This is a genomic window from Bacillus sp. 5mfcol3.1 (assembly GCF_900114335.1).
In the GTDB taxonomy this organism is placed as follows: Bacteria; Bacillota; Bacilli; order Bacillales; family Bacillaceae_G; genus Bacillus_A; species Bacillus_A thuringiensis_S.
The window spans coordinates 48,448-70,226 of record NZ_FOST01000004.1; the positions used below are offsets into that span (position 1 = coordinate 48,448).

Below are 21,779 nucleotides of genomic sequence, written 5' to 3' on the forward strand. Positions count from 1 at the left end.
ATGATTTATTTTTCATTTTTATATTAAAAACTATTGATAAACAGTGTATGCTATTTGTAAGTTGTTTTATTATTTCCTTGAAGACCGAATTCATTCGGTCTTATTTTTTATGTTATAAATACTTTTGTAGGAGGCATTACATTCCACTTATGAACTTATCGAAACTAAACAATCGAATAGAAGCGAAAAAGAAAGAGTTAATCTATCTCGTTGAACGATACGGATTCACTCATGATAAAGTGATTTCTTTCAGCCAAGAATTAGATCGTTTACTTAACTTATTAATAAAACTCAAGACGCAGAAAAAACGTTGTTCGTTATAACCATTTCCCCCTCTTTTTTGATACGATATAACTAGAATCAGAAAGGAGCGATTTATGTTTATATTAAAAGACGTTATATATAAAGATATACTACACATTCCTTATTTACAGATTCAAAAAGAAAAGATCACTTGCATTATCGGTGAAAGCGGAAGCGGAAAAAGCACATTGCTTCGCATGTTAAACGATTTACAATCTCCAACATCCGGCACAATTGAATATAACGGAAAGTTAATTTCTGATTATCCGCCTATTCAATTACGTCGTGACGTAGTTATGCTTGGGCAAACTCCACCTCTTTTTGATGGAACCGTTAAAGAAAATCTATTAATGGGACTTCGTCTTTCTGAAAAACCATTTCCAAATGATGATGCCCTGCGGAGCGCACTACAAACCGTTAGCTTAGACAAGCAATTAGAAGATAGCGCCTCCTCATTATCCGGCGGTGAAAAACAAAGACTTGCCTTTGCACGTATCGTACTTATGGATCCGCCTGTCTATTTATTAGATGAACCAACTTCAGCATTAGACAGTGATACAGAACGCCGCGTTATGAAACAATTTACTGAACTAGCACGAAAAAAGAAAAAAACAATTATCTTCATCACACACTCACAACAACTTCCAGAAGAAATTGCAGACGATATTATTGAAATTAGCAAAACAAAGGGTGCAACTAGAAAGGAAGTGCTCTCTGTTGAAGGGCGTTATTGAACTCCAAATTTGGCAACTTGCCGCTGCCTATATTTTCATTCTTATTTTAATTGGACTTGTAAAATTAAAAGGAATACCTCGCGAAAAACAAATCGCGCTCGCAACATTCCGTATGACCATTCAGCTCGTACTTGTTGCATATGTCCTTACATACGTATTTGAAAACAGTAATCCATTTTATACAATTGCTCTTATTACTTCTATTACTACCTTTGCAATTTTTAATATTTATAAACGAGTTAACATCCCGATGTCTAAAGAATTAAAACGAGTAGCCGCCCTTTCCATGGTCGCCGGATCAATTGGGCCACTTCTACTATTTATCTTCGTTATTATCGGTCATGACCCTTGGTATGCTCCGCAATATATCGTCCCTATTACAGGAATGTTAGTTGGGAATGCCATGACTGGTGTTTCTCTCGGCGCAAATACGTTCTTAAACAATATGAAGTCGCAAAGAGGTCAAATTGAAGGTGCACTTATGCTCGGAGCAACACCGAAAGAAGCAGCTGCTCCGCTCATTCGAGACGCTTTTGATTCTGCTATTTTACCGACAATCAATTCTATGGTCGGAATGGGGATTATAAGCTTACCAGGCATGATGACTGGTCAAATATTATCCGGTGTATCACCGTTCACAGCCATTCAATATCAAATCGCCATCATACTCGGTATTTCTGGAAGCACTGCCTTTGCTGTCATTATCTTTTTACAGCTTGGATATAAAACGTTCTTTAATAAGCGATGTCAGTTGAAAGAGGTTGACTATGATGCGAGGTAAATCGTAACTTTCGCTCAGTAAATGATGCATCGTTCTCGGTGAGTGAAATTATATTAACGATTTTTTCAATATATCTATCATAACTTGCAATATATCAACGATTTTTCAAATATATCTATCATAACTCAGAATATATCAACGATTTTGTACGAAATATCGATTTACCGACAAAAAGTGACATAATAAAAAGAGGAGGCTATTCGCCCCCTCTTTTTATTGTCTTACGCCTTCTTAACGAACTGTGATTTTAACTTCATAGCTCCGAAACCGTCGATTTTACAATCGATATCGTGATCGCCATCAACTAGACGGATACTTTTTACTTTCGTACCGATCTTCACAACTGAAGAAGTTCCTTTTACTTTTAAGTCTTTAATAACAGTAACTGCATCGCCATCTTGAAGAACGTTTCCGTTCGCATCTTTTACAACTTTTGCACCATCATTATTTTCAGCTTCTGCTTCTTGGCCCCACTCATGAGCACATTCTGGACATACGAAAAGAACGCCATCCTCATACGTATATTCTGAATTACATTTTGGACAATTTGGTAAAGTAGCCATAAATTCATTTCCTCCGTTCATTATTTATACGTAAAAATCAAAATTGATGTTTACATCTCGATAAATAAAATTTGTATAGCATTTCTTTATAGTGCCATAGTCTCACGTTATTGACAAGCCTACCTCAAATTCTCATTTTTTATTGTATTTTACAAAATTTCAATTCGTATGCCTTTTTTCTATTTGTTCTTCTACTAATTTTAAAAATCTTCGTTGTGCATTTTTATTTTTTACGAGCAATCGAACTCTTAACTTACTTTGTAAATATGAGCGAACTTTGTAGTTCGTAATAAATAACTTTCGATACTTCTCGTCTTCATATATGATTCGAAACCATTCATACTGCTGCAAGTAAAGTATGTTAACATCAATCTTTTTCGTGTGTAAACCCGTACTTAAACTAATAGATCCTATTAGAGCTTCTATTAATGCTGAAATTATTTCTCTCCCCCTAATAAATAAAAGAAGAACCTTCACAAGATTCTTCTTTTCAAAATGAACGAGTTCCCTCTAGAAACCCCAATTATTTTCTTCAATATAAATTTGATATTCTTCTACTTCTTCTTCACTTAACTTCTTATTATTTTCATATACCTCTTGCCACTCGAAATAATCTTCATCGAAATAAACAGCAAATTTAATTTTCACGTTTTTCTTCTCTGTATAATCATAACCAGTAAACTCTACTACATCATAATCTTTTTCTTTCTTCACAAACTTCCAGGTTGGATTATCAGTCATAATCTCTAAAGTAACCCCTTCACCAGTTGAACGAACAACGTTTTTAATATTCGGCTCAGTTGGTAAAAGAGAAAGTCCGAGCATAGCTCCGCCAAACACAATCCCGACTATAACTTGTAAACCAATCATACCAGCTACACTAGCGCCACCCTTAGATTGTAAGAAATACGCCTTCTCATGATCAGACGCATCTTCTCCCTTACGAAAAACACGAACAGCCTGCTTATAATATAAACGGTTTCCTTGCCATCCAGTAAATATCATCATTCCTAATTGAAGAGCTAAACTAAATGTTACATAAATCCCCTCTGGAATATCTATAAAAGGGGTTATAACTATACTAGGTATAGCCAATAACGCAAATATAATAAATAACTTATACATTTTGCGATAAGCTAACCAAAAGGTTGGGAAGAAAAAGGCTACCCAATTCCATGTATTCCCTTGCGCAGGGTTTTCTACTTTACTCCACTTAAAATCATAATAAGCTGTATTCTTTTGAACAACTTTATGTAATTCTTGTGGAGAAATCGTTTCTTGTAAAACAGTGTCCTTCACGTACATCATCCTTTTCTTATTTCTATATACATTTATTGTATATGGACAAAATGAAGGAATCTAACAAAAAGTACACATATTTCATAAAAATGAACGGAAATCGAATATATTCCGACAATTATCCGTTTCTTATTTCATTTTACTTTTAAATATATTAGAATACTTATGAATGATACGTTTAATACACTAAGTTAATCATTTTGTATATTGGATAATAAAAATGTTTCACATGAAACTATTTATATTTTGTATTACCTTGCCTCTACACAATGCGTATAAAGCCCTTTCTACTTACTACAAAATACGAAAGACGCCCTTTTCAAAAAGGCGCCTTTTTATGGTTGAAAATTCAATAATAAATAAAACGAATTATTTAATAAATGAATCCCAATTGGAACGAGTAAATTCTTCGTTTTCTTATATGTGTATGCTAAACATATACCCATACCAAAAATATATAAAATACTACCTACTGTAAGGGGATGGCCAAAAGTAAATATGAAAGCACTTATAACGGCACTAGTAAGTGCAGAAAAGCGCTGGGATAATTTCGTAAAAAACATCCCCCGAAATAAAAGTTCTTCCCAAATCGGTGCAAAAATGGTGAGCACAACTACATATAAAATGATTTCACTTTTAGTAGGCTTTATTACTATACTAGACTCGTCCACACCAATCCCATGTGGTAAAACTAAATTTAATATTGCAAGATATATAAGCATTACAATCGCTGTCATTACTATCGTTACATAGTGTTTAAAATTATTGAATTGTAATGATTTTATTAAATGTAAGCAGCAATTTCTTGCCGGTGCATATATTACGATAATCATACAAAACGTGAAAGGTGGAATAAGATGATCTACATACCATGGATATAAGGAAGAATCATATAAAAGGTTCAAAAAACCAATTCCATGCATGACCCCAAAAATAATTAATAGAATGCTAATTACTTGGCGCATACTCATTTGTTCATTCTTTTCTTCATATGTAGCTAATTCTATATTCATCCTATCCCCTCCAGTATAATTAAACCTTTTAAACCATTATATACCAAATCCAACATAAAAAAAGACAATACACCCCACTGTATTGTCCATTTTCGTCCCTACCATTTCTCTCTACACGTCTCAATTAAATGCAGTAAGTACCTCTTCGTCATATCTGCTCTTCTCCACCTTGAGAGCATTCGCTTTTCTTTTGGATTGTGCCGTATTCTCGCTACTTCTTTTAATAAGAGCTCCCATTCTTCCGCTGAACGTTCTGACAAGTATTGCAATCCTCTATCTTTTGAAACGATTGTTTTATAATCTAGTGTATATAAAATGCGTCCCATCGTAACGACAGCTGATTCTATCCACTCTTCTATAAAAAATAAATATGGCTTCTTCACCTTTTCACTCCAGTACTGTTCTACGTTGTATTTCATCGTATTTACTACATCATTCCATTGTATTTGCAGCGGAAGATCTTCTGCTTCTTTTCCTGTAACTGTAATGCCTTGATTTTTCAACGTCCACCATGTGACCGCATTAATGTCCCAATGACCAACATTAGCTTTACCATCTGCACAATACACGTACTCGTTCATTTCATCATTGTATTTCCCTAAGTCAGCAAGCGGAATATACATACCGTCCATTCTTTTACCTAGCGTATTATCACTAAGTTTCTTATGTAGTTCCACAAGCTGCTGTTTTTCAGCTTCATTCACGGAATCACTTATTACTGTAACAAAATCAACATCGCTCGTTTCTGCATAAAATGCACCAAGTGCGATGGAGCCGTAAATATATACCCCTACTATTTTTTCATCTAAAAAAATTTCTTTTAATTCTACTGTGTACCGCTCCATTAACTGTTGTACTTCCGTTGGTAACGCATGCTTCACTCCATTTTTCATATCTATCCCTCCAATAAAAAAAGCCTTTGCAAATTCGCAAAGACTTCTTGTTTTATAAATATTTCTCGATTTCTTCATAAACATCCTTCAAACGAGGATTTCCTTCTCCAACAATTTCTCCATTTACAAGAACGACCGGATAAAATAAATCTTCTTCCACTACGCGCTCTGCGAATGCTTTTTTATCTGCATCTTCTTGTTCTTCTTGGAAATCAATATACTCGAAATTAAATTTATTTTCTTGTCCTTCATATTTACGACCAATTGCCGCTTGTAACCATTCAAACGTTTCTGTTGAAGATGGCATTCCGACGCAGCTCGCACAAATTACTTTCGTCCCATACACTTGAACATTAACCATTTCTTCTCCCCCACTTCTTGTCCCAACAGTATATTCAGATGTCTTATTACATAAGCACATCATTTTACAAACTTATTCCATACCCCTATACTGAAAAAACACGATACAATATTTCGACAATAAAACAAGAAGAGAAAAAATAGATTTTCCCCTCTATCTTGATTATAATAAAACTGATGAAAGGAGTCGATAAAAATGGAAAACCCACATATGCAAGAACAAGTATTAGAAGTATTAGATAAATTACGTCCATTCTTACTTCGCGATGGCGGAGACGTTGAATTAGTAGACATTGAAGAAGGTATCGTAAAACTACGCCTTATGGGTGCATGCGGAAGCTGCCCAAGTTCTACAATCACACTAAAAGCTGGTATCGAGCGCGCGTTACTTGAAGAAGTACCAGGCGTTATCGAAGTAGAACAAGTATTTTAATCTAAAAGCGGAAGCGGCTCGCTCAGAATCGCCTTCTAAAAGGAGACCAAATTTGGTCTCCTTTTTTTATTCAAATCACATTTATCCGTTAACATCATAAAACAAAATTGGAAATCCCTCTCAAAAAATGCGATAATTAATACTATATAGTGAATCGTTCACACATATACAGTAAAAAAACATAGGGGGACGACAGATGCCAAAAATGGGGAACACTTTTGTAACAATTCAAGAACTAGAAAAGAAAAAAGAGTATTTATTAGGCCTTTCATCCGTTATACCAACATGGAATACAAGCTATCAATTTTTATTTAAAGAAATCCAGCAAGAATTATTGGGTAAAGTAAATGAAAAGCTCGAAAGGCATCAATTCGTTTTAAATATATGTACAGATCAGCAGGTAGGGGCATAATGTATTACATAAAATTGTGGTATATAAAAAAGAGACCTCACTCGGTCTCTTTTTTATATTTTTAAGATAGCCAATCTAATTTTCTAATCCCGAGCTTATCTACTGGTAAACGAAGTGAGCCATAAAAATGCTTCATAAATTGCTCTGAGCGGTTCACATCGTGTAAAATGGCTTCTAAGCGATCTCTATATATGCTTTTTTGTTCTTCGTTTCCAGTTTGGTAATATCGTTCGACCGTTTCAAAATAGTGAAGCGGGAACAGGAGCCTTGCAAATAATAAGCGCCAACCAAATGAGGACAGCGAGTAATTTCGTTCATAATCTGTAACAAATTGAACGATTGTTTGATCCCAGTCTTTCTTTTTTTCAATCATCATATAGCGAATCCATTCTGCTATATCTCGAGTTGGGTGATCATACACCCAATCAAAAGGGAGTTTGAGACGCTTCGTTTGATGCCATAATAAAGGTGTGAATCGTTCTTGGCAAATTGTCGCTGCATCCGTTAGTTGCGGCGTATCATCCATTTCTGTATCAACAACATATTGAATGGCATTTTCTGCAACTCCTAAGTAATACGGGAAGGATTCAATAAACAATTGATCGAATACGTCTGTAGGGTGGTTCATCACTTGCGATTGCCAAAACTTTTCTAACTGATCGAGTCTCTTTTCCCATAACGCTTTCCATTCACCAATGCGGCTTAATTGCTCGATTTCTTCTGGAAAGAATGCACCTCGTTTATGGAATATAGAAAGTTCATTTCCTAATGACATAGCATGTCGTTCTAACGTGCGCATACCTTTTAATAAGCAATAATTTTGTTCTTCTATCTCACTTACATAGTAGCCGTGTATAGTCGGAACGAAAGTCGCTACAGTTATATCCCCTTGCTGGTTCATATAATCACTGAGCTTTTTCATCTCTACAAGTACTTCTTCCTCCATTTCTCCAATTGGAACAAGTACATAAATTTTGTTGCGAATCCAAAAGCTTTTATAGGGGCCAAGGGGGATTAATTCTTTAACATGCATGTGATAATGCTCATAAATATGCTGAATCATCGCAGTCGCCACCTATGGTTTTTCTTTATATATATGAGCTTGTGCTCGCCTTTCATTCCTATGCACATGATAAAGCAACGAAACGTATACAAATACTAAAAAGAAAAAAAGGTGATAAACATGAAAGAATCAAATCAACTACAAGAAAGAGCATTACAACTATTACAAGAACGCGGTGTAACAATTGACGATATTGCTGAACTTGTTCATTTTCTTCAAAAAAAATACCATCCAAATTTAGAGATGTCAGAATGCCGTTACAATGTAGAACGTGTACTATCAAAACGTGAAGTACAAAACGCACTGATTACAGGTATCGAACTTGATGTCCTTGCTGAAAAAGGAATGCTAAGTGAACCGTTACAAGATATTGTAAAACGTGATGAAGGCTTATATGGAATTGATGAAGTTATCGCACTTTCTATCGTGAACGTGTACGGCTCTATCGGTTTCACAAACTTTGGATATATTGATAAATTAAAACCTGGTATTTTAGAATACTTAAATGATAAATCAACTGGAAAGGTGCACACGTTCCTTGATGATATCGTTGGCGGAATCGCTGCCGCTGCATCAAGCCGTTTAGCGCACCGAGCTGAGCACTCAGAATAATAATGTTTTCTAGGCCGTCAGTTTCATGCTGACGGTCTTTCGTATTCCATAAGCATAAATTCTCTTCCGCGGCTCAAAAAAATAAGCCCTTGCTTAAATCCGATATTTTTATATAACGTAATCGCTCTTGTATTAAATGTTGCTACACTTAATCGAAACATGTTTGCGTTAAACTCTTTCGTGGCAAACGCTATTCCAGCTTGGAAAAATTCTTTCCCCATTCCTTTCCCAGTTAACGCCGGCTTCATACCAAGTCCCATATCAATCGCTTCTTCTCCACCATATAAATTAGCATCTCTGCCACCCGGTACTTGTGCATTTTCTCCAAAACAAAAATAGCCGATGAACTCTCCTTGATCATCACAACAGCCATAATAAGTTCCATCTAATAGCTCTTCTATTACTTCTTTCTCGCCTGAAAAACTATATAAACTATATGGTTCCTCGTACATCCACGTATTTATCTCATTTGCTTCTTCCTCTGTTAACTTATGTATATCCACTTTCTCTTTCCCCCTATTATATTTCTATTAACAATATTCGATATTCATCTTATAATTCATCTTTCTCAATATGTTTTTTTTATTTATCGCTTCATTTTAATGGAAGATTTTTCTTATTATGTTACGATTAAACAGAATCATTACGAATAAGGTGGTGACAATGTGAATTACTTTTCTTACCTCTCCTTAGAAGAACGGCAAAATTTTTTCTATAAAGAACCTCTTAGTTTTTCAAAAAATATAGGGAAAGAACAACTAGCTTACGCACTAGGCGCTACACTATATACTCCTGGCACGAAAGAAACGATTGCGGAAGATATAATTAGAAAGAAACATGTGGATGCTACCTCAATTATTCTTTGTCTAGAGGACGCTATCAGCGATGAAGAAGTAAAACTTGCAGAGCAAAACATCGTCGTTCAAATACAGCAAATCGCCAACTTAGTCAGTGCCAACATACTAAATCAAGCAGACATCCCGCTTCTTTTTATTAGAGTTCGACAGCCAAGTCAAATGAAGACAATTGTTACTGAATTAGGTAGTGCTGTTCATTGTTTATGTGGTTTTGTCTTTCCAAAATTCACACCGATTAATGGAAAGGCTTATATCAATCAGCTTGCATATATAAACGAGGTATACTCATTATCGCTATATGGCATGCCGATTTTAGAATCACCAGAAATTATGTATAAAGAAACACGGATAGAATCATTATTACAAATAAAGGATTTACTAGATTCCTATCGTGATCACATCTTAAATGTACGTATTGGTGCTACTGACTTTTCAAGTATATTTAGTATTCGGCGTAATAAATACACACCTATCTATCATATTACTGTTGTTCGTGATTGTATTTCGGACATTATTAACGTTTTCTCAAGGGCAACAAATGAATATATTATTTCAGGATGTGTATGGGAATATTTTTCTAATGATTATGAAGAAGGGCTCATCCAAGAGGTATCACTCGACCATGCAAATGGATTAATCGGAAAGACAGTTATTCACCCATCTCATATTAAAGTTGTACAGGCAATGCACATTGTCACAATGGAAGATTATTTAGATGCGAGATCAATTTTACAAAATGCAGATACGTATAATGGAGTGCTAAAAAGCAGTTTTTCTAACAAAATGAATGAAGTAAAACCTCATTATGGCTGGGCTCGCAAAACCATTTTAAAATCTAATATTTACGGGGTGCTACATGAAAACAAACAATTCACCGATCTCCTTATTACAAACGCAAAGCAACACGTATAACGTTTTAAATAATATACAAGTCCATGTAGAAGTACGTGATAATCCATATAATTTAGCGCTAGACAAGCTTTTTCAAATGGCTGCGAGAATAAATAAGAAACGTAGTTTTTTATTTGTGAGTACAATCCTTGGAAAGCATCTTCCTATTAAACCTGCAGTCTCCCTATCAAGTGGAGTTGCTCTCGCTGCAAGATATATGGAAATACTACATAATATTTCTCATCCATTTCAAAAAGAAATTTTAAATCTCATTTCATTAGAAATTGATGAAATCCCAGAGGAAGTATTTCGTTATCAATATCCTCTGCAAGAAGAAGTTTTGTTCATCGGATTCGCTGAAACAGCGACAGCACTTGGTCATTCTATGTTTCAATGCTTTCAAAATGCAAAGTATGTGCATACAACTAGGGAATCGATACCCCACCTAGAATCTGTCATTACATTTGAGGAAGAACATTCTCATGCAACATCGCACCGTTGTTATGTAGATGAAAGCTTTTTTCAAAATAACAATCCAATTGTTCTCGTAGATGATGAGATGACAACAGGAAAAACAGCATTAAATATTATTAGATCTATTCAAAATAAATTCCCAAGAGGAGAATATATAATTGCTTCTTTATTAGACTGGCGTTCTCATACTAATAGAAAACAATTTAAACAATTAGAAGAAGAACTTCAAATTAAGATTCATGTTATTTCTTTATTAGAAGGCAGTATTCATACAACTGGCCAACCATTAAATATTGCAAAAACAGATATTCAAATTAAAGAAATAAAACCTGATTTCAAAAAGCATACCCTTACCTGCCCAAAATCACCCTATACATCAAATTATATAAAATATACTGGGCGATTTGGCATTTCAGCATATGAACAAAAGCACATTCATTCTTTCGCTCAAGAAGCAGGAAAAGCTTTAAAAAGAGAAAGAGTTGGAAAACGAACACTCTGTCTCGGAACGGGTGAATTTATGTATATCCCAATGAAAATTGCTGCTGAAATGGGTGAAAATATTTTATATCAATCTACAACAAGAAGCCCTATCCATCCTGTTTCAAATGATGTGAACTATGCCATTCATAATCATTTCTCATATCCAAGTCCTGAAGATTCTACTATTACAAATTACTTTTATAATATTTCACCTCATGATTACGATGAAGTATTTGTTTTTATTGAGCGTGATTTAGGAGAAGAAGCCCTGTTTCCTCTTCTACAGCAGTTACAAACAGTTATTCCTTTTATTCATATCGTCTCATTTTCAAATAGCATAGAAAAGGAAGGTTGATAATTATGGTAAAAGTAAATTCTCATATTAGTAGTTACAATCCAAATGATGCTATTTTTCTATTAAAAGATATTAGTGATTTAATGAAAGAAAGTTCCACGGAAACTAGAGAACAAGCAATTCAAGCTGGCACACATTATTCCGAAATGTTACCAATGGAATATAAACCATCTAAAGCATATATGGATTTATTCTTTTCTTCCCTGCAACAATACAAACACAAACTAGCCATCGCTGTTGGAGTTGTCGCCGAACAAATTATACAGACTAAAGGAACTAACCTTGTCCTCGTTTCATTAGCTCGTGCTGGTACACCTATTGGCATTCTTATTAAACGCTACATACGCTATCAATACAACCTTGATGTACCTCACTATTGTATTTCTATTGTTCGCGGACGCGGTATTGATGAAAATGCACTCCATTATATTTTGGAACATCACCCTAAAGAAACAATTCAATTCATTGATGGATGGACTGGGAAAGGTGCAATAAAAAAAGAATTAGAATATGCCGTACACACATTTAACGAACGAAATAATACACACATTTCTCATTGTATGGCTGTGCTTGCTGATCCCGGTTACTGTACTTCAATTTACGGTACACGTGAAGATTTTCTTATTCCTAGCGCTTGCTTAAATGCAACAGTCTCTGGACTAATTAGCCGCACTGTACTAAATGACACCTATATCCGTCCAAATGATTTTCATGGTGTTAAATATTATAAAGAGCTAGAACAAGAAGATTTATCAAATTTCTTCGTTGATGAGGTAACAGATTTATTCCCTTCTGTTCATTCTCATATAGATAATCAATTACGTTATATTACTTCAACTTACACTGATCCCTCTTGGCAAGGATTAAAAGATATACAGTCTATCCAAAATCACTTTAAAATTGACGATATTAACTTAATTAAGCCAGGAGTCGGTGAAACAACTCGCGTATTACTCCGGAGAATACCGTGGAAAATTTTAATACGCCAGCAAAACAATCCCGATTTAAAGCATATTTTACTTCTCGCTAAAGAAAAGAATGTCCCTATTGAAATCTATGAGAATATGGCTTATTCATGTTGCGGGCTCATTAAGCCTCTTAGGAAGGAAACAATATGATTTTCGCCAGTGATCTTGATCAAACGCTTATTTATTCCCGGAAATCGTTTCGTGCCCCTATAGAAGATGAATCAATTCAACTCATTGAAACTTTAGATGGAAAAGAAATTTCTTTCATATCACATAAAACCATTTCACTACTAAAAAAATTACAACTGCACTCACATTTCATCCCAGTTACAACAAGAACTATTGAGCAGTTTCAGCGTATTGCTTTATTCCAAAACGAAATCATTCCCGAATACGCCATTACAAGTAACGGCGGTAATATCCTTCATAACGGGAAACAAGATGGGACTTGGAACAGGACAGTAAAAGAAAGACTATCGGTTGAATGTATAGAGAGAAACGACATACTAAAGGAATTTGGACAAATAGCTCATAAAGATTGGGTTATATCACAAAAAACAGCTGATGATCTATTCCATTATTGCATTATTAAACGGGAGAACATTCCTTATGATGAATTATCATCCTTCACTTCCTGGTTAGACAAACACGGCTGGAATCATTCACTTCAAGGTAGAAAGCTATACTTTGTACCAAAACCAATTAATAAATGGGACGCCGTGCAATATATAAAAGAAATTTTGCAAATAGATACGATTATTACAGCTGGGGATTCTTTACTTGATTTATGTATGCTTGAAAAGGCGAACCATGCCTTCGCACCACTTCATGGTGAGTTAGGGGCAATGCATGATAACTTACAACCCCATATTTTAAAAACAGACGCAATCGGCATATATGCCGCAGAAGAAATCGTAAATAAATCACTTCAAATTATTCACAGTTCATTACCTACCTCATGATCATAATATGCACAATTGCATACGCACCGCGATTAAACAGATGGTACAATTTATTTGAATCGCTGTTGCTACACTTCTTGATTAAAGAAAAGGCGTTAACACGGAAATTAGCGTCTTATCAACCTCAAGCAATTGGCACATTTTGTCATCTTAAAAGACACTCGAACGAGTGTCTTTTTTCTATATCTAACAAGGACTTACTCATTTCAAAGTATAAATACATAAAATAATGTAAATCATTACACGCATGAATCACTCTCTAAAAGTTATAAAGTAGATTCAAAATAAAAAAAGCACTCTTAACTAGAGTGCTTTTTACTTTCAAACAAGGAGGCTACATATATGGATAGTACTCTCGTATTTAACTTTGGCATTGGTATTGTTATCATTTTATTCGTCTTCTTTGTACTTTGTATGAGCGGGGTATAAAAAGGCGATTTTCGAGCGTCTTTTTATACATACATATGTATTACTTGACTTCTATAAAGGTAGTAACCATAATGGTTACAGATATACAAATAGCTATTCACATATCCACAAATAGGAGGAAGAACAATGAAACATGTAATCGTTTATGCACACCCAAATACAGAAAGCTTCAACCATGCAATTTTAGAAACGGTAAAACGTGAATTAGAAGAAAAAGGTCATGAAGTACGCGTTCGCGATCTATACGAATTAAACTTCAATCCAGTATTAGGCGCTTCCGATTTCATCTCATTTTCTCAAGGAAATACACCCGAAGATATTAAAGAAGAACAAGAGCATATCTCTTGGGCTGATAGCATTACATTTATTTATCCAGTTTGGTGGGCGGGACTTCCTGCTATTTTAAAAGGATACGTTGACCGTGTGTTTAGCCATGGATTTGCTTATGCTTACGGTGAAAACGGCATTGAAAAGTTATTAAGCGGTAAAAAAGGATTGTTATTATCTACAATGGGTAATACGAAAGAGGCATACACAGCAGGCGGCATGTTTGATGCAATGAAGAAAACAGCGGATGTTGGTATTTTTGAATTTACAGGTATTGAAACAATTGAGCATACATTCTATACGAGTGTTCCTTCTGTGGATAATAATGTGCGTAAACAATATCTTGAAGAAGTTAAAGATGTTGTGAATCGTGCGTTTTAAATAAATTTATATCAGCGATTTTCTAAATATATCGACTTACCGACAAAAATCGACACTAGTCACAACTGATTATTAGCCCATATCAATCGGGCTGTCTGTAAATAGCAGGAATAAAAAAGCTGTTCCAAAGTTTGGAACAGCTTTTTTCATTACATCTTCTCAATCCACTCCGTCAAGTTATGCACAACTTGCGTCGGTTGAACTTCGTATTCTGTTAACTTCTCCACAGTTGTGACTCCAGTGTGGACAAGAAGCGTATGCATACCAGCATTTACTCCTGCTAAAATGTCTGTATCATAGTTATCCCCAACCATTAATGCTTCATCTTTTCCTATACCAAGAACTTTTAAAGCTTGTTCCATAATGATTGATTCTGGTTTTCCGATAAAGATTGGATCCACACCTGTCGATACTGCTACAACCGATGTTAATGAACCGTTACCTGGTAATAACCCGCGCTCAGTTGGGATGGCAATGTCCCCATTTGTGGAAATAAACGTTGCGCCGTTACGCACAGCAAGACACGCTTTTGCTAACTTTTCATATGTGATGTCACGATCTAAACCAACAACAACGAAATCAGGATTTTCATCCACAAGTTCAAATCCTTTTTCCACAAGTGCATCGTGTAAGCCTTCTTCACCAATCATATATACAGTTGCATCTTGTTTACGTTCATAAATGAAGTTCGCAGTCGCCATACTCGTTGTGAATACTTGCTCTGCTTTCGCTGGAATATCGAAACGAACAAGTTTTTCTGCCACTTGTTCTGGTTTACGCGTTGAGTTATTCGTAACGAATAAATAAGGAATGCCGCGCTCTCCTAAAGCTTTTACGAAGTCGCTCGCTTCTTCAATTTGTTCTTCTCCGCGATACATCGTACCGTCTAAGTCAATTAAGTAACCTTTATACATCATTATGTCTCTCCTTCTATGCTAACGTTCTCACCTATCATACCACTCTTATATTACCCGCTTTTTCCAAAGAAAAAAACGCTTTACCTTAAAGCGCCCCATAACGTTCATTTTTTCTCTTTTATTTGGTAAGAACAACTACAATCGCCCTCGCACATGTTTGCTAGCGTTTTCACATCTGCGTTCGTAAATAAACGCTTATACATCTCTTTTTCATCTTCACATACTTGCGGGAATCTCTCTGCAATTTCTTTTAACGGACAGTTTTGTTTTTCAATTACGAAAGAGTTCTCTCCATCTCTCTTTATTTGAACCATATAACCATTTTTCTCTTGCATAGCTGCTATCTCTTGCACTTTATATGCTAAATTCTTTTGATTACTTACTCTCTTTTGCAACTGTTCTTCCATTCGCTTCGTTCTCTCTTTTAAAACGTAACGAAGTATTTTTTCATCGCCCATTCGAGCTAAATCTTCTAGCATATCAATCGCAAATTGCTTATACTCTTTCGGGAATGTATCTTCTCCCTTTTCACTTAATCCATACAAATAAGTTGGTCTTCCGACATGTTGCCTTACCATCTTAGAATAAATGAGTCCGTCTTTCTCAAGATTACTTAAATGTCTTCTGATTGCCATTTCTGTAATCTCTAAAACGTCAGCTAGTTCAGCTACTGTGTGCTCTCCCTTTACTTTCAACAATTGTACAATCTCGTCTTTCGTAGTACGTGCTTCCCCCATACTTCACCCTTCTCCCTTTTCTTTCTCACATACAATATAAGATCCCCAAAAGGTATTCTCTGGGGATCTTATAAGCATAATTATTCTGGTACAAATGCAGATACAGGTCCTAATTCCTTTTCTAAATAACTGCGAATATTTGCTGGGTACTTTTCCACCACTGCAATATGTTTTTGAATCGTCTTATATAATTCATCATGATTCATTTGAATATAATCTTGCGTAAGCATTTTTCGAAGAAGGATAATTTCTTTCATCCCTTGGCCATCTTCTTCACTTATCACTCGCTCGTCCATTAAAATATCAATAATATCTTCATAGCTTCCTGGATCGCGCATAATAAATCCATCGATCATCGCATTTCCTACATCTAATACAGTATCAATAATAAGATGGGCTATGCGCTCTAATGCGTAAAATTCAAACTCGGTTTCATATATCTTTTTCTCTTGAAATGTACTTGTTGCTCGTTCTAAACATACTAGCATTTGTTCTATTTTCTTTCTGTCTACAAAATACATGAATGTCACCTACCTGGAAATTAAAGCATTTACATTTTAATTGTAACGCTTTCTTCTGAAAAAATCGACAATTTTTCGAATTCACCTTTTCTCCGTTATTTGTTATAGTTATATTTGTATGATTTTTGAAATTGGAGGAATGGAATCTTGGAACGTGAACTCGCACTAGAAATTGTCCGTGTAACAGAAGCAGCAGCCTTAGCATCCGCACAGTGGATGGGCCGCGGAAAGAAAAATGAAGCAGATGATGCAGCAACTACAGCAATGCGTGATATGTTCGATTCAGTAAACATGGCAGGTACAGTTGTAATTGGTGAGGGAGAACTTGATGAAGCACCGATGTTGTATATTGGTGAAGAACTAGGAACAGGTAACGGTCCGGAAGTAGACATCGCCGTTGATCCATTAGAAGGTACAAACATCGTTGCAAAAGGTCTTGCAAATGCAATGGCAGTTATTGCAATCGCAGACAAAGGGAACCTTCTTCATGCTCCTGATATGTACATGGAAAAAATCGCGGTTGGTCCAAAAGCAGCTGGTAAAATTAGCTTAGATGATCCAATTGAAAAAACAATTGAAATTGTAGCAGAAGCTAACAATAAAAAGATTCGTGACCTAACGGTTATCGTTCAAGAACGTGAACGTCATCAAGATATTATTGACCGTGTTCGTGCAAAAGGTGCACGCGTAAAATTATTTGGTGACGGTGATGTTGGTGCGTCAATCGCAACAGCACTACCTGGAACGGGTATCGACTTATTCGTAGGTATTGGCGGAGCTCCAGAAGGTGTTATTTCTGCAGCAGCATTAAAGTGCCTTGAAGGTGAAATGCAAGCTCGCTTAGTTCCAATGAACGAAGAAGAAGAAGCTCGTTGTCGTGAAATGGGATTAGAAGACCCTCGTCAACTTCTTATGTTAGATGACTTAGTATCTGGGGATGATGCAATCTTCTCAGCAACTGGTGTATCTGCTGGTGAGTTATTAGACGGTGTTAAATTCCTTGGCGGAGATTTAGCTGAAACATACTCTATCGTAATGCGTTACAAAACAAGAACAGTACGATTCATTAAAACACATCACCATTTAGATCATAAACCACACTTAAACTTAGATATTTAATAAAGGAGCCATGTGTATGGAAGAACGTTTCTTTCTGTACGACGACACTGTCGCTACAAAAACTCGTTTCGTTAGCTTTATGGGAGAAAATGAGCGTCACGATTTAGCGCTTTTATACTCCGATCGTCATTACGGTAAAACAATTGTACTTGATATGCAAAGTAATAAATTTGCAATTATCGGTGCTGACGATTTAAACGAACCAGGCTACTTAGAGCACGCATTTTCTATGACTGAAGAAATTGCAGAAGAATTACGCTCATTTTTATTTGAACTTATATAATTTATCGTATGCACCAGCTATTTTAGCTGGTGTTTTTCCGCCTTCATTATTTCGAATTTTCAGTATTATATGTTATAATGAAGAATAAATCTATTTGGATAGAAAGGACGTTATCTACGTATGCCAACATTTACTTTGTAATGGACCAGCAATTGGATAGCATTACTCTCAAAAAAGCACCACGCTTTTTCAAGGGAGTAGTCTGCCCATTCCCATTACAAAGGAACGTATTGCATCTGTAGTATGATGTTTACGGAGGTTCCTCTTTGGGGAACCTCCTTTTATTTTTGTCTTTTTCTCATGTCTTCATACTACAAGACATCCAAATAGCTGTATTACGTTTCTTTGCCACTACTATAAGAGGTGAAGGAAAATGCAGAAAGTACAACTTTCTTGGAGTTTATATGAAAATCAGCAACACACAATCGAAAAATATTGTAAAAATTGCGGACGTACTACCCTATTTACTGATACGAATATTCGTAGGCATAACGCCAATGGAAAAAACATATACCGCTTTGCCATTTATAAATGTTCGAAAGATCATACGTGGAATCAAAAACTGCGTATTTATAAATCATTTACTGATCACGTTGAAACGATTGATATGACTCAGCAAGATCAAACAGAAACAAGTACTACTATTTCTATTACGCAACATAAAGAAAGTGGCGTAGCTGAAATCACGATCGTATTAGATATCGTTTTCGGTTCCCACCGCATTGATAAAGCCTTATCCACATATATTTCCGACTGGAGCCGTACACGCATTGTGGATAAAATTAAAAATGGGGATATTCAATTAAATGGACAACAAATGAAACCAAATGCAATACTTTCTGAAGGCGATCATATCTCGATTTGTTTATAAGCGAGAATATGTAAAAAATCCTCTTACAATTGTAAGAGGATTTTTTTATTTCTTCACTTTTCGTAATACGAAGTGTGCACAACCGAAGTTACAGTACTCGTATAAATACTCCGTTAACGTACTAATTTTCGTATCATATGTCGCACGTTGGTTACTATCATCAAAGAATCCTCGCAGTCTAAGTTGCTCATATCCCCAGTCTCCAACGATATAATCATATTTATTTAAAATTTCTGCATAGCGCTCTTTAAATGCTTCTTCACTAAAACCGTCACGAAAGTTTTTAATTACTTCGTACTGAACATTATTAATGCTCACCGTAGCATGAATCTCTTGCTCTTGCTTTTGCTCCATCATTAACTTCCTCTCTAAGCATTCTTCTTTTTATCGTATCACAAAGCATAACAACCAACAATTTCAAATACAAAAAATTGCAAATTAGTACATGCTATGGAGAAGGAGGTGATACATCGTGAAAAAACAAATTTTACTTTCCCTTCTCACTCTTTCCTTATTTGCAGGCTGCCAATCAGCGAACAAAGCTGAAATGGAACGTGAAGAAGGAAGCCGTGTTCTTGTTTCCAATAAAAACGACATGTATCATACGGAAAATACAAATACAAGACTCACAAGAGTCGGTTATTCTTCTAAACAAAAGCATGAAGTATCTAACAAACAAGTAGGGGCCATTAATCGCGAGAAAGTCGCTGAAATGATTACAAGCATGACAGTCAAACTTCCTGACGTTACAAACGCTGCTACACTCGTTACCGATGATGAAGTATTTGTTGTATACCGTGCAAACACAACGGATCCAAAACTCGTAGCAGATCAAGTATATAAAACCGCTTTGTCCATCGTCCCTCGCTATTATAAAGCATATGTATCAACAGACCAAAAGTTGATTTCTCAAATTCAAGGGCTTCAATCTGGCGCATTAAATGATACAGAATATACGCAAAGCCTCGATATGCTAAAACGTGAAATGAGTAAAAATCCTCATTTGAACAATACGGGGGATCAGACTTTAAATAATATGATTAAAAAGTAAAACAGGTGGAGAGAACCTCCACCTGTTTTACTTTTTATTTTTTATTACGATCCGCATAAATCTCCATCGCATCACACATAAACTGCGCTAACCCCTCGCCAAACTTATCGATATTTTTCGTAAAGCGCTCATCAGCGACGTACATTTGACCGAGTCCCTTAAAAGCGTCTAATGAATAGTGACTAAAGTTTTGCAAGTAATCGTACCATACTTTGATAGCTGCCTGCGCCTCTTTAGAATCTGGTGCATCGTGTCTAAGCGTTGCTAAATTTCTATAAATAGCATTAAACTCCTCTTGGTTCTCTTTTGACATACCTTTTGCATATTCGTTCGCTTTATCTACAGCTGCATCTCCCCATTTTTCACGTGCTTCTTCTTCATATGGGTTATGGCTGAAATCGAATCCTTCAAATTTCTCTTTATTCGTCATTTCAATCTCTCCTTTTGTATGCTGAATTGTTTTATCAATCGTCGCAATCACCTTATCTAATCTGGCACGCTTTTCAAGAAGCATCTTCTTATGAAGCTGTAGTGCCTCTTCGCGATCAAATGATGGACTCATGATAATCTCTTTAATTTTCTTCAAAGGGAAGCCAAGCTCTTTAAAAAACAAAATTTGCTGCAATGTCTCTAAATTTTCATTGGAATACAGACGATATCCAGACTCTGTCGTCTCGTCTGGGGTTAACAACCCAATTTCATCGTAATGATGCAGTGTGCGCACACTAATTCCAACTAAATCAGCTACTTCTTTTACTCTCATTGTCATTTGTATCTCCCCCTTAGTACATACGATAAAGTATGACGCAACGTTAGAGTCAATAAGTAAATTCATTTTCTTTCTAAAAGTTTCATCTCTCCCCTATTTCATGCATAATAGATATGTACATATATTAGAAAGCGGTGAAAGTATGGTTTCAAATACTGTAATTTCCAGCATCATTTTTCAACTCATTGTCTCGATTCTGGTCCCAATTATCGTACTCGTTTATTTCCGTAAAAAACATAATATTAATTGGAAAGTAGTCGGCGTTGGTGTTCTTATCTTTATCGGATTCACCCAAATTCTTGAAACACCATTCCACCTATTTATGCGCGGTAATCCAACAATCGCTCCATTTTTAGAAAATCCGTTTGTCTTCGCAATTTATGGCGGATTGACTGCTGGTATTTTTGAAGAATTAGGACGCTTCGTTGCCTTCTTCTTCTTACTAAAAAAATATCTAGAATATAAAGATGGCTTCGCTTATGGAATTGGTCACGGCGGAATTGAATCTATTTTAATTGGCGGCTTTTCTGCATTACAAGCATTAATTTTTGCTAATTCTATTAACGATGGTAGCTTCTCTCGACTGATTGAACAAAAACCCGAGCTCAGTATTTTACAGGACATGTTAATTCAGCAACCTGCCTACTTATACTTCCTTGGTAGCTTAGAAAGAATTATGGCACTCGTGCTTCAAATCGCCTTTACAATGCTTGTTTTATACGCAGTAAAACAGAAGAAATACATCTTCCTAGTATACGCTATACTATTCCACGCATTTGTAGACTTTTTCGCGGCACTTTACCAAACAAAAACAATCAACATCTTCGTTGCCGAAGGAATTACACTTCTGTGTACAATTGGCGCTGTCGTTCTTATTCGCAAAATGAAAGAGAAATTAATGAGTGTACCGGAGTAAAA

Annotated in this window: 29 protein-coding genes; 16 read left to right on the forward strand and 13 right to left on the reverse strand. The window is 35.7% G+C overall.

Annotation, left to right across the window (positions count from 1 at the left end):
- The first annotated feature begins 149 nt into the window (after positions 1–149).
- The 3 genes from BM089_RS30735 to fetB are packed head-to-tail and all read left to right on the forward strand — an operon-like array spanning position 150 to position 1,818.
- Positions 150–323, forward strand: a complete 174-nt coding sequence (locus BM089_RS30735; RefSeq protein WP_001054090.1) for an aspartyl-phosphate phosphatase Spo0E family protein — start codon at positions 150–152, stop codon at positions 321–323.
- Positions 324–377: 54 nt separating this feature from the next.
- Positions 378–1,037: an ABC transporter ATP-binding protein gene (locus BM089_RS21370; RefSeq protein WP_090978035.1), complete on the forward strand. Its 660-nt coding sequence runs from the start codon at positions 378–380 to the stop codon at positions 1,035–1,037.
- Positions 1,021–1,818, forward strand: a complete 798-nt coding sequence (gene fetB / locus BM089_RS21375) for an ABC transporter permease (RefSeq protein WP_000679260.1) — start codon at positions 1,021–1,023, stop codon at positions 1,816–1,818. Before BM089_RS21370 ends, fetB begins: the two co-directional genes overlap by 17 nt.
- Positions 1,819–2,039: 221 nt before the next feature.
- Here the strand turns inward: fetB and phnA are convergent, their stop codons facing one another.
- The 6 genes from phnA to BM089_RS21405 form a co-directional block, all read right to left on the reverse strand.
- Positions 2,040–2,381 (reverse strand): alkylphosphonate utilization operon protein PhnA, encoded by a 342-nt coding sequence (gene phnA / locus BM089_RS21380; RefSeq protein WP_000212737.1) that lies wholly within the window; start codon positions 2,379–2,381, stop codon positions 2,040–2,042.
- A 159-nt stretch (positions 2,382–2,540) separates the two neighbouring features.
- Positions 2,541–2,822 (reverse strand): hypothetical protein, encoded by a 282-nt coding sequence (locus BM089_RS21385; RefSeq protein ID WP_139213319.1) that lies wholly within the window; start codon positions 2,820–2,822, stop codon positions 2,541–2,543.
- A gap of 69 nt (positions 2,823–2,891) precedes the next feature.
- Positions 2,892–3,689 (reverse strand): DUF2628 domain-containing protein, encoded by a 798-nt coding sequence (locus tag BM089_RS21390; RefSeq protein WP_139213310.1) that lies wholly within the window; start codon positions 3,687–3,689, stop codon positions 2,892–2,894.
- Positions 3,690–4,015: 326 nt separating this feature from the next.
- Positions 4,016–4,693, reverse strand: coding sequence for a CPBP family intramembrane glutamic endopeptidase (locus BM089_RS21395; protein WP_090978042.1), 678 nt, complete (start codon positions 4,691–4,693; stop codon positions 4,016–4,018).
- 98 nt (positions 4,694–4,791) lie between these two features.
- Positions 4,792–5,586, reverse strand: a complete 795-nt coding sequence (locus BM089_RS21400) for a nucleotidyltransferase domain-containing protein (RefSeq protein WP_139213311.1) — start codon at positions 5,584–5,586, stop codon at positions 4,792–4,794.
- A gap of 52 nt (positions 5,587–5,638) precedes the next feature.
- Entirely contained in the window at positions 5,639–5,947 is a 309-nt protein-coding gene (locus BM089_RS21405; protein WP_000248588.1) for a YuzD family protein, read from the reverse strand.
- A gap of 195 nt (positions 5,948–6,142) precedes the next feature.
- On the opposite strand from BM089_RS21405, the gene BM089_RS21410 reads away from it, so the two are divergent.
- Both BM089_RS21410 and BM089_RS21415 read left to right on the forward strand, forming a co-directional pair.
- Positions 6,143–6,379 carry a NifU family protein gene (locus BM089_RS21410; RefSeq protein WP_000431159.1) on the forward strand — a complete coding sequence of 79 codons (237 nt, stop codon included), beginning with the start codon at positions 6,143–6,145 and terminating at the stop codon, positions 6,377–6,379.
- A gap of 196 nt (positions 6,380–6,575) precedes the next feature.
- Entirely contained in the window at positions 6,576–6,791 is a 216-nt protein-coding gene (locus tag BM089_RS21415; protein WP_001125507.1) for a hypothetical protein, read from the forward strand.
- 61 nt (positions 6,792–6,852) lie between these two features.
- Here the strand turns inward: BM089_RS21415 and yutH are convergent, their stop codons facing one another.
- Entirely contained in the window at positions 6,853–7,854 is a 1,002-nt protein-coding gene (gene yutH / locus BM089_RS21420) for a spore coat putative kinase YutH (protein WP_000614216.1), read from the reverse strand.
- A gap of 120 nt (positions 7,855–7,974) precedes the next feature.
- Between yutH and BM089_RS21425 the strand changes: the two genes are divergently transcribed.
- Positions 7,975–8,466: a phosphatidylglycerophosphatase A family protein gene (locus BM089_RS21425; RefSeq protein WP_000665103.1), complete on the forward strand. Its 492-nt coding sequence runs from the start codon at positions 7,975–7,977 to the stop codon at positions 8,464–8,466.
- 23 nt (positions 8,467–8,489) lie between these two features.
- Here BM089_RS21425 and BM089_RS21430 read toward each other — a convergent pair whose 3' ends face one another.
- Entirely contained in the window at positions 8,490–8,969 is a 480-nt protein-coding gene (locus BM089_RS21430) for a GNAT family N-acetyltransferase (protein WP_090978046.1), read from the reverse strand.
- Between the two features lie 162 nt (positions 8,970–9,131).
- Between BM089_RS21430 and BM089_RS21435 the strand changes: the two genes are divergently transcribed.
- The 5 genes from BM089_RS21435 (at position 9,132) to BM089_RS21455 (ending at position 14,593) form a co-directional block, all read left to right on the forward strand.
- Complete coding sequence (locus BM089_RS21435; RefSeq protein WP_063548939.1) at positions 9,132–10,235, forward strand: HpcH/HpaI aldolase/citrate lyase family protein; 1,104 nt, start codon at positions 9,132–9,134, stop codon at positions 10,233–10,235.
- Positions 10,180–11,526 carry a phosphoribosyltransferase family protein gene (locus BM089_RS21440; RefSeq protein ID WP_090978048.1) on the forward strand — a complete coding sequence of 449 codons (1,347 nt, stop codon included), beginning with the start codon at positions 10,180–10,182 and terminating at the stop codon, positions 11,524–11,526. The genes BM089_RS21435 and BM089_RS21440 overlap by 56 nt, the downstream gene beginning before the upstream one ends.
- A gap of 5 nt (positions 11,527–11,531) precedes the next feature.
- A complete protein-coding gene (locus BM089_RS21445; RefSeq protein WP_090978050.1) occupies positions 11,532–12,644 on the forward strand; it encodes a cysteine protease StiP family protein in 1,113 nt (370 codons plus the stop codon).
- Entirely contained in the window at positions 12,641–13,456 is an 816-nt protein-coding gene (locus BM089_RS30740) for an HAD family hydrolase (RefSeq protein WP_000575379.1), read from the forward strand. Before BM089_RS21445 ends, BM089_RS30740 begins: the two co-directional genes overlap by 4 nt.
- Before the next feature lie 555 nt (positions 13,457–14,011).
- Positions 14,012–14,593, forward strand: a complete 582-nt coding sequence (locus BM089_RS21455) for an NAD(P)H-dependent oxidoreductase (RefSeq protein ID WP_090978053.1) — start codon at positions 14,012–14,014, stop codon at positions 14,591–14,593.
- 149 nt (positions 14,594–14,742) lie between these two features.
- Here BM089_RS21455 and BM089_RS21460 read toward each other — a convergent pair whose 3' ends face one another.
- From BM089_RS21460 to BM089_RS21470, 3 genes are all read right to left on the reverse strand, one after another.
- On the reverse strand, positions 14,743–15,507 hold the full coding sequence (locus BM089_RS21460) for a TIGR01457 family HAD-type hydrolase (RefSeq protein ID WP_000276470.1): 765 nt from the start codon (positions 15,505–15,507) through the stop codon (positions 14,743–14,745).
- Positions 15,508–15,614: 107 nt separating this feature from the next.
- Positions 15,615–16,247 (reverse strand): helix-turn-helix transcriptional regulator, encoded by a 633-nt coding sequence (locus tag BM089_RS21465; RefSeq protein WP_000503347.1) that lies wholly within the window; start codon positions 16,245–16,247, stop codon positions 15,615–15,617.
- Positions 16,248–16,327: 80 nt separating this feature from the next.
- A complete protein-coding gene (locus tag BM089_RS21470) occupies positions 16,328–16,768 on the reverse strand; it encodes a DUF86 domain-containing protein (protein ID WP_000274010.1) in 441 nt (146 codons plus the stop codon).
- A 147-nt stretch (positions 16,769–16,915) separates the two neighbouring features.
- On the opposite strand from BM089_RS21470, the gene glpX reads away from it, so the two are divergent.
- The 3 genes from glpX to BM089_RS21490 all read left to right on the forward strand — a co-directional run bounded on the left by glpX (position 16,916) and on the right by BM089_RS21490 (position 19,041).
- Positions 16,916–17,887: a class II fructose-bisphosphatase gene (gene glpX / locus BM089_RS21475; RefSeq protein ID WP_000439090.1), complete on the forward strand. Its 972-nt coding sequence runs from the start codon at positions 16,916–16,918 to the stop codon at positions 17,885–17,887.
- A 16-nt stretch (positions 17,888–17,903) separates the two neighbouring features.
- Positions 17,904–18,170, forward strand: a complete 267-nt coding sequence (locus BM089_RS21480; protein ID WP_000392611.1) for a DUF3055 domain-containing protein — start codon at positions 17,904–17,906, stop codon at positions 18,168–18,170.
- Between the two features lie 373 nt (positions 18,171–18,543).
- Complete coding sequence (locus BM089_RS21490; RefSeq protein WP_001174588.1) at positions 18,544–19,041, forward strand: hypothetical protein; 498 nt, start codon at positions 18,544–18,546, stop codon at positions 19,039–19,041.
- 45 nt (positions 19,042–19,086) lie between these two features.
- Here BM089_RS21490 and BM089_RS21495 read toward each other — a convergent pair whose 3' ends face one another.
- Positions 19,087–19,395: a YutD family protein gene (locus tag BM089_RS21495; RefSeq protein WP_000435946.1), complete on the reverse strand. Its 309-nt coding sequence runs from the start codon at positions 19,393–19,395 to the stop codon at positions 19,087–19,089.
- Positions 19,396–19,513: 118 nt separating this feature from the next.
- On the opposite strand from BM089_RS21495, the gene BM089_RS21500 reads away from it, so the two are divergent.
- A complete protein-coding gene (locus tag BM089_RS21500) occupies positions 19,514–20,092 on the forward strand; it encodes a YhcN/YlaJ family sporulation lipoprotein (RefSeq protein WP_000744131.1) in 579 nt (192 codons plus the stop codon).
- A 34-nt stretch (positions 20,093–20,126) separates the two neighbouring features.
- On the opposite strand, the gene BM089_RS21505 is transcribed toward BM089_RS21500, so the two are convergent.
- A complete protein-coding gene (locus BM089_RS21505) occupies positions 20,127–20,861 on the reverse strand; it encodes a MerR family transcriptional regulator (RefSeq protein ID WP_000178777.1) in 735 nt (244 codons plus the stop codon).
- 100 nt (positions 20,862–20,961) lie between these two features.
- Here BM089_RS21505 and BM089_RS21510 point away from each other — a divergent pair, with 100 nt between their 5' ends.
- On the forward strand, positions 20,962–21,777 hold the full coding sequence (locus tag BM089_RS21510; RefSeq protein WP_139213312.1) for a YhfC family intramembrane metalloprotease: 816 nt from the start codon (positions 20,962–20,964) through the stop codon (positions 21,775–21,777).
- Positions 21,778–21,779: the final 2 nt, after the last annotated feature.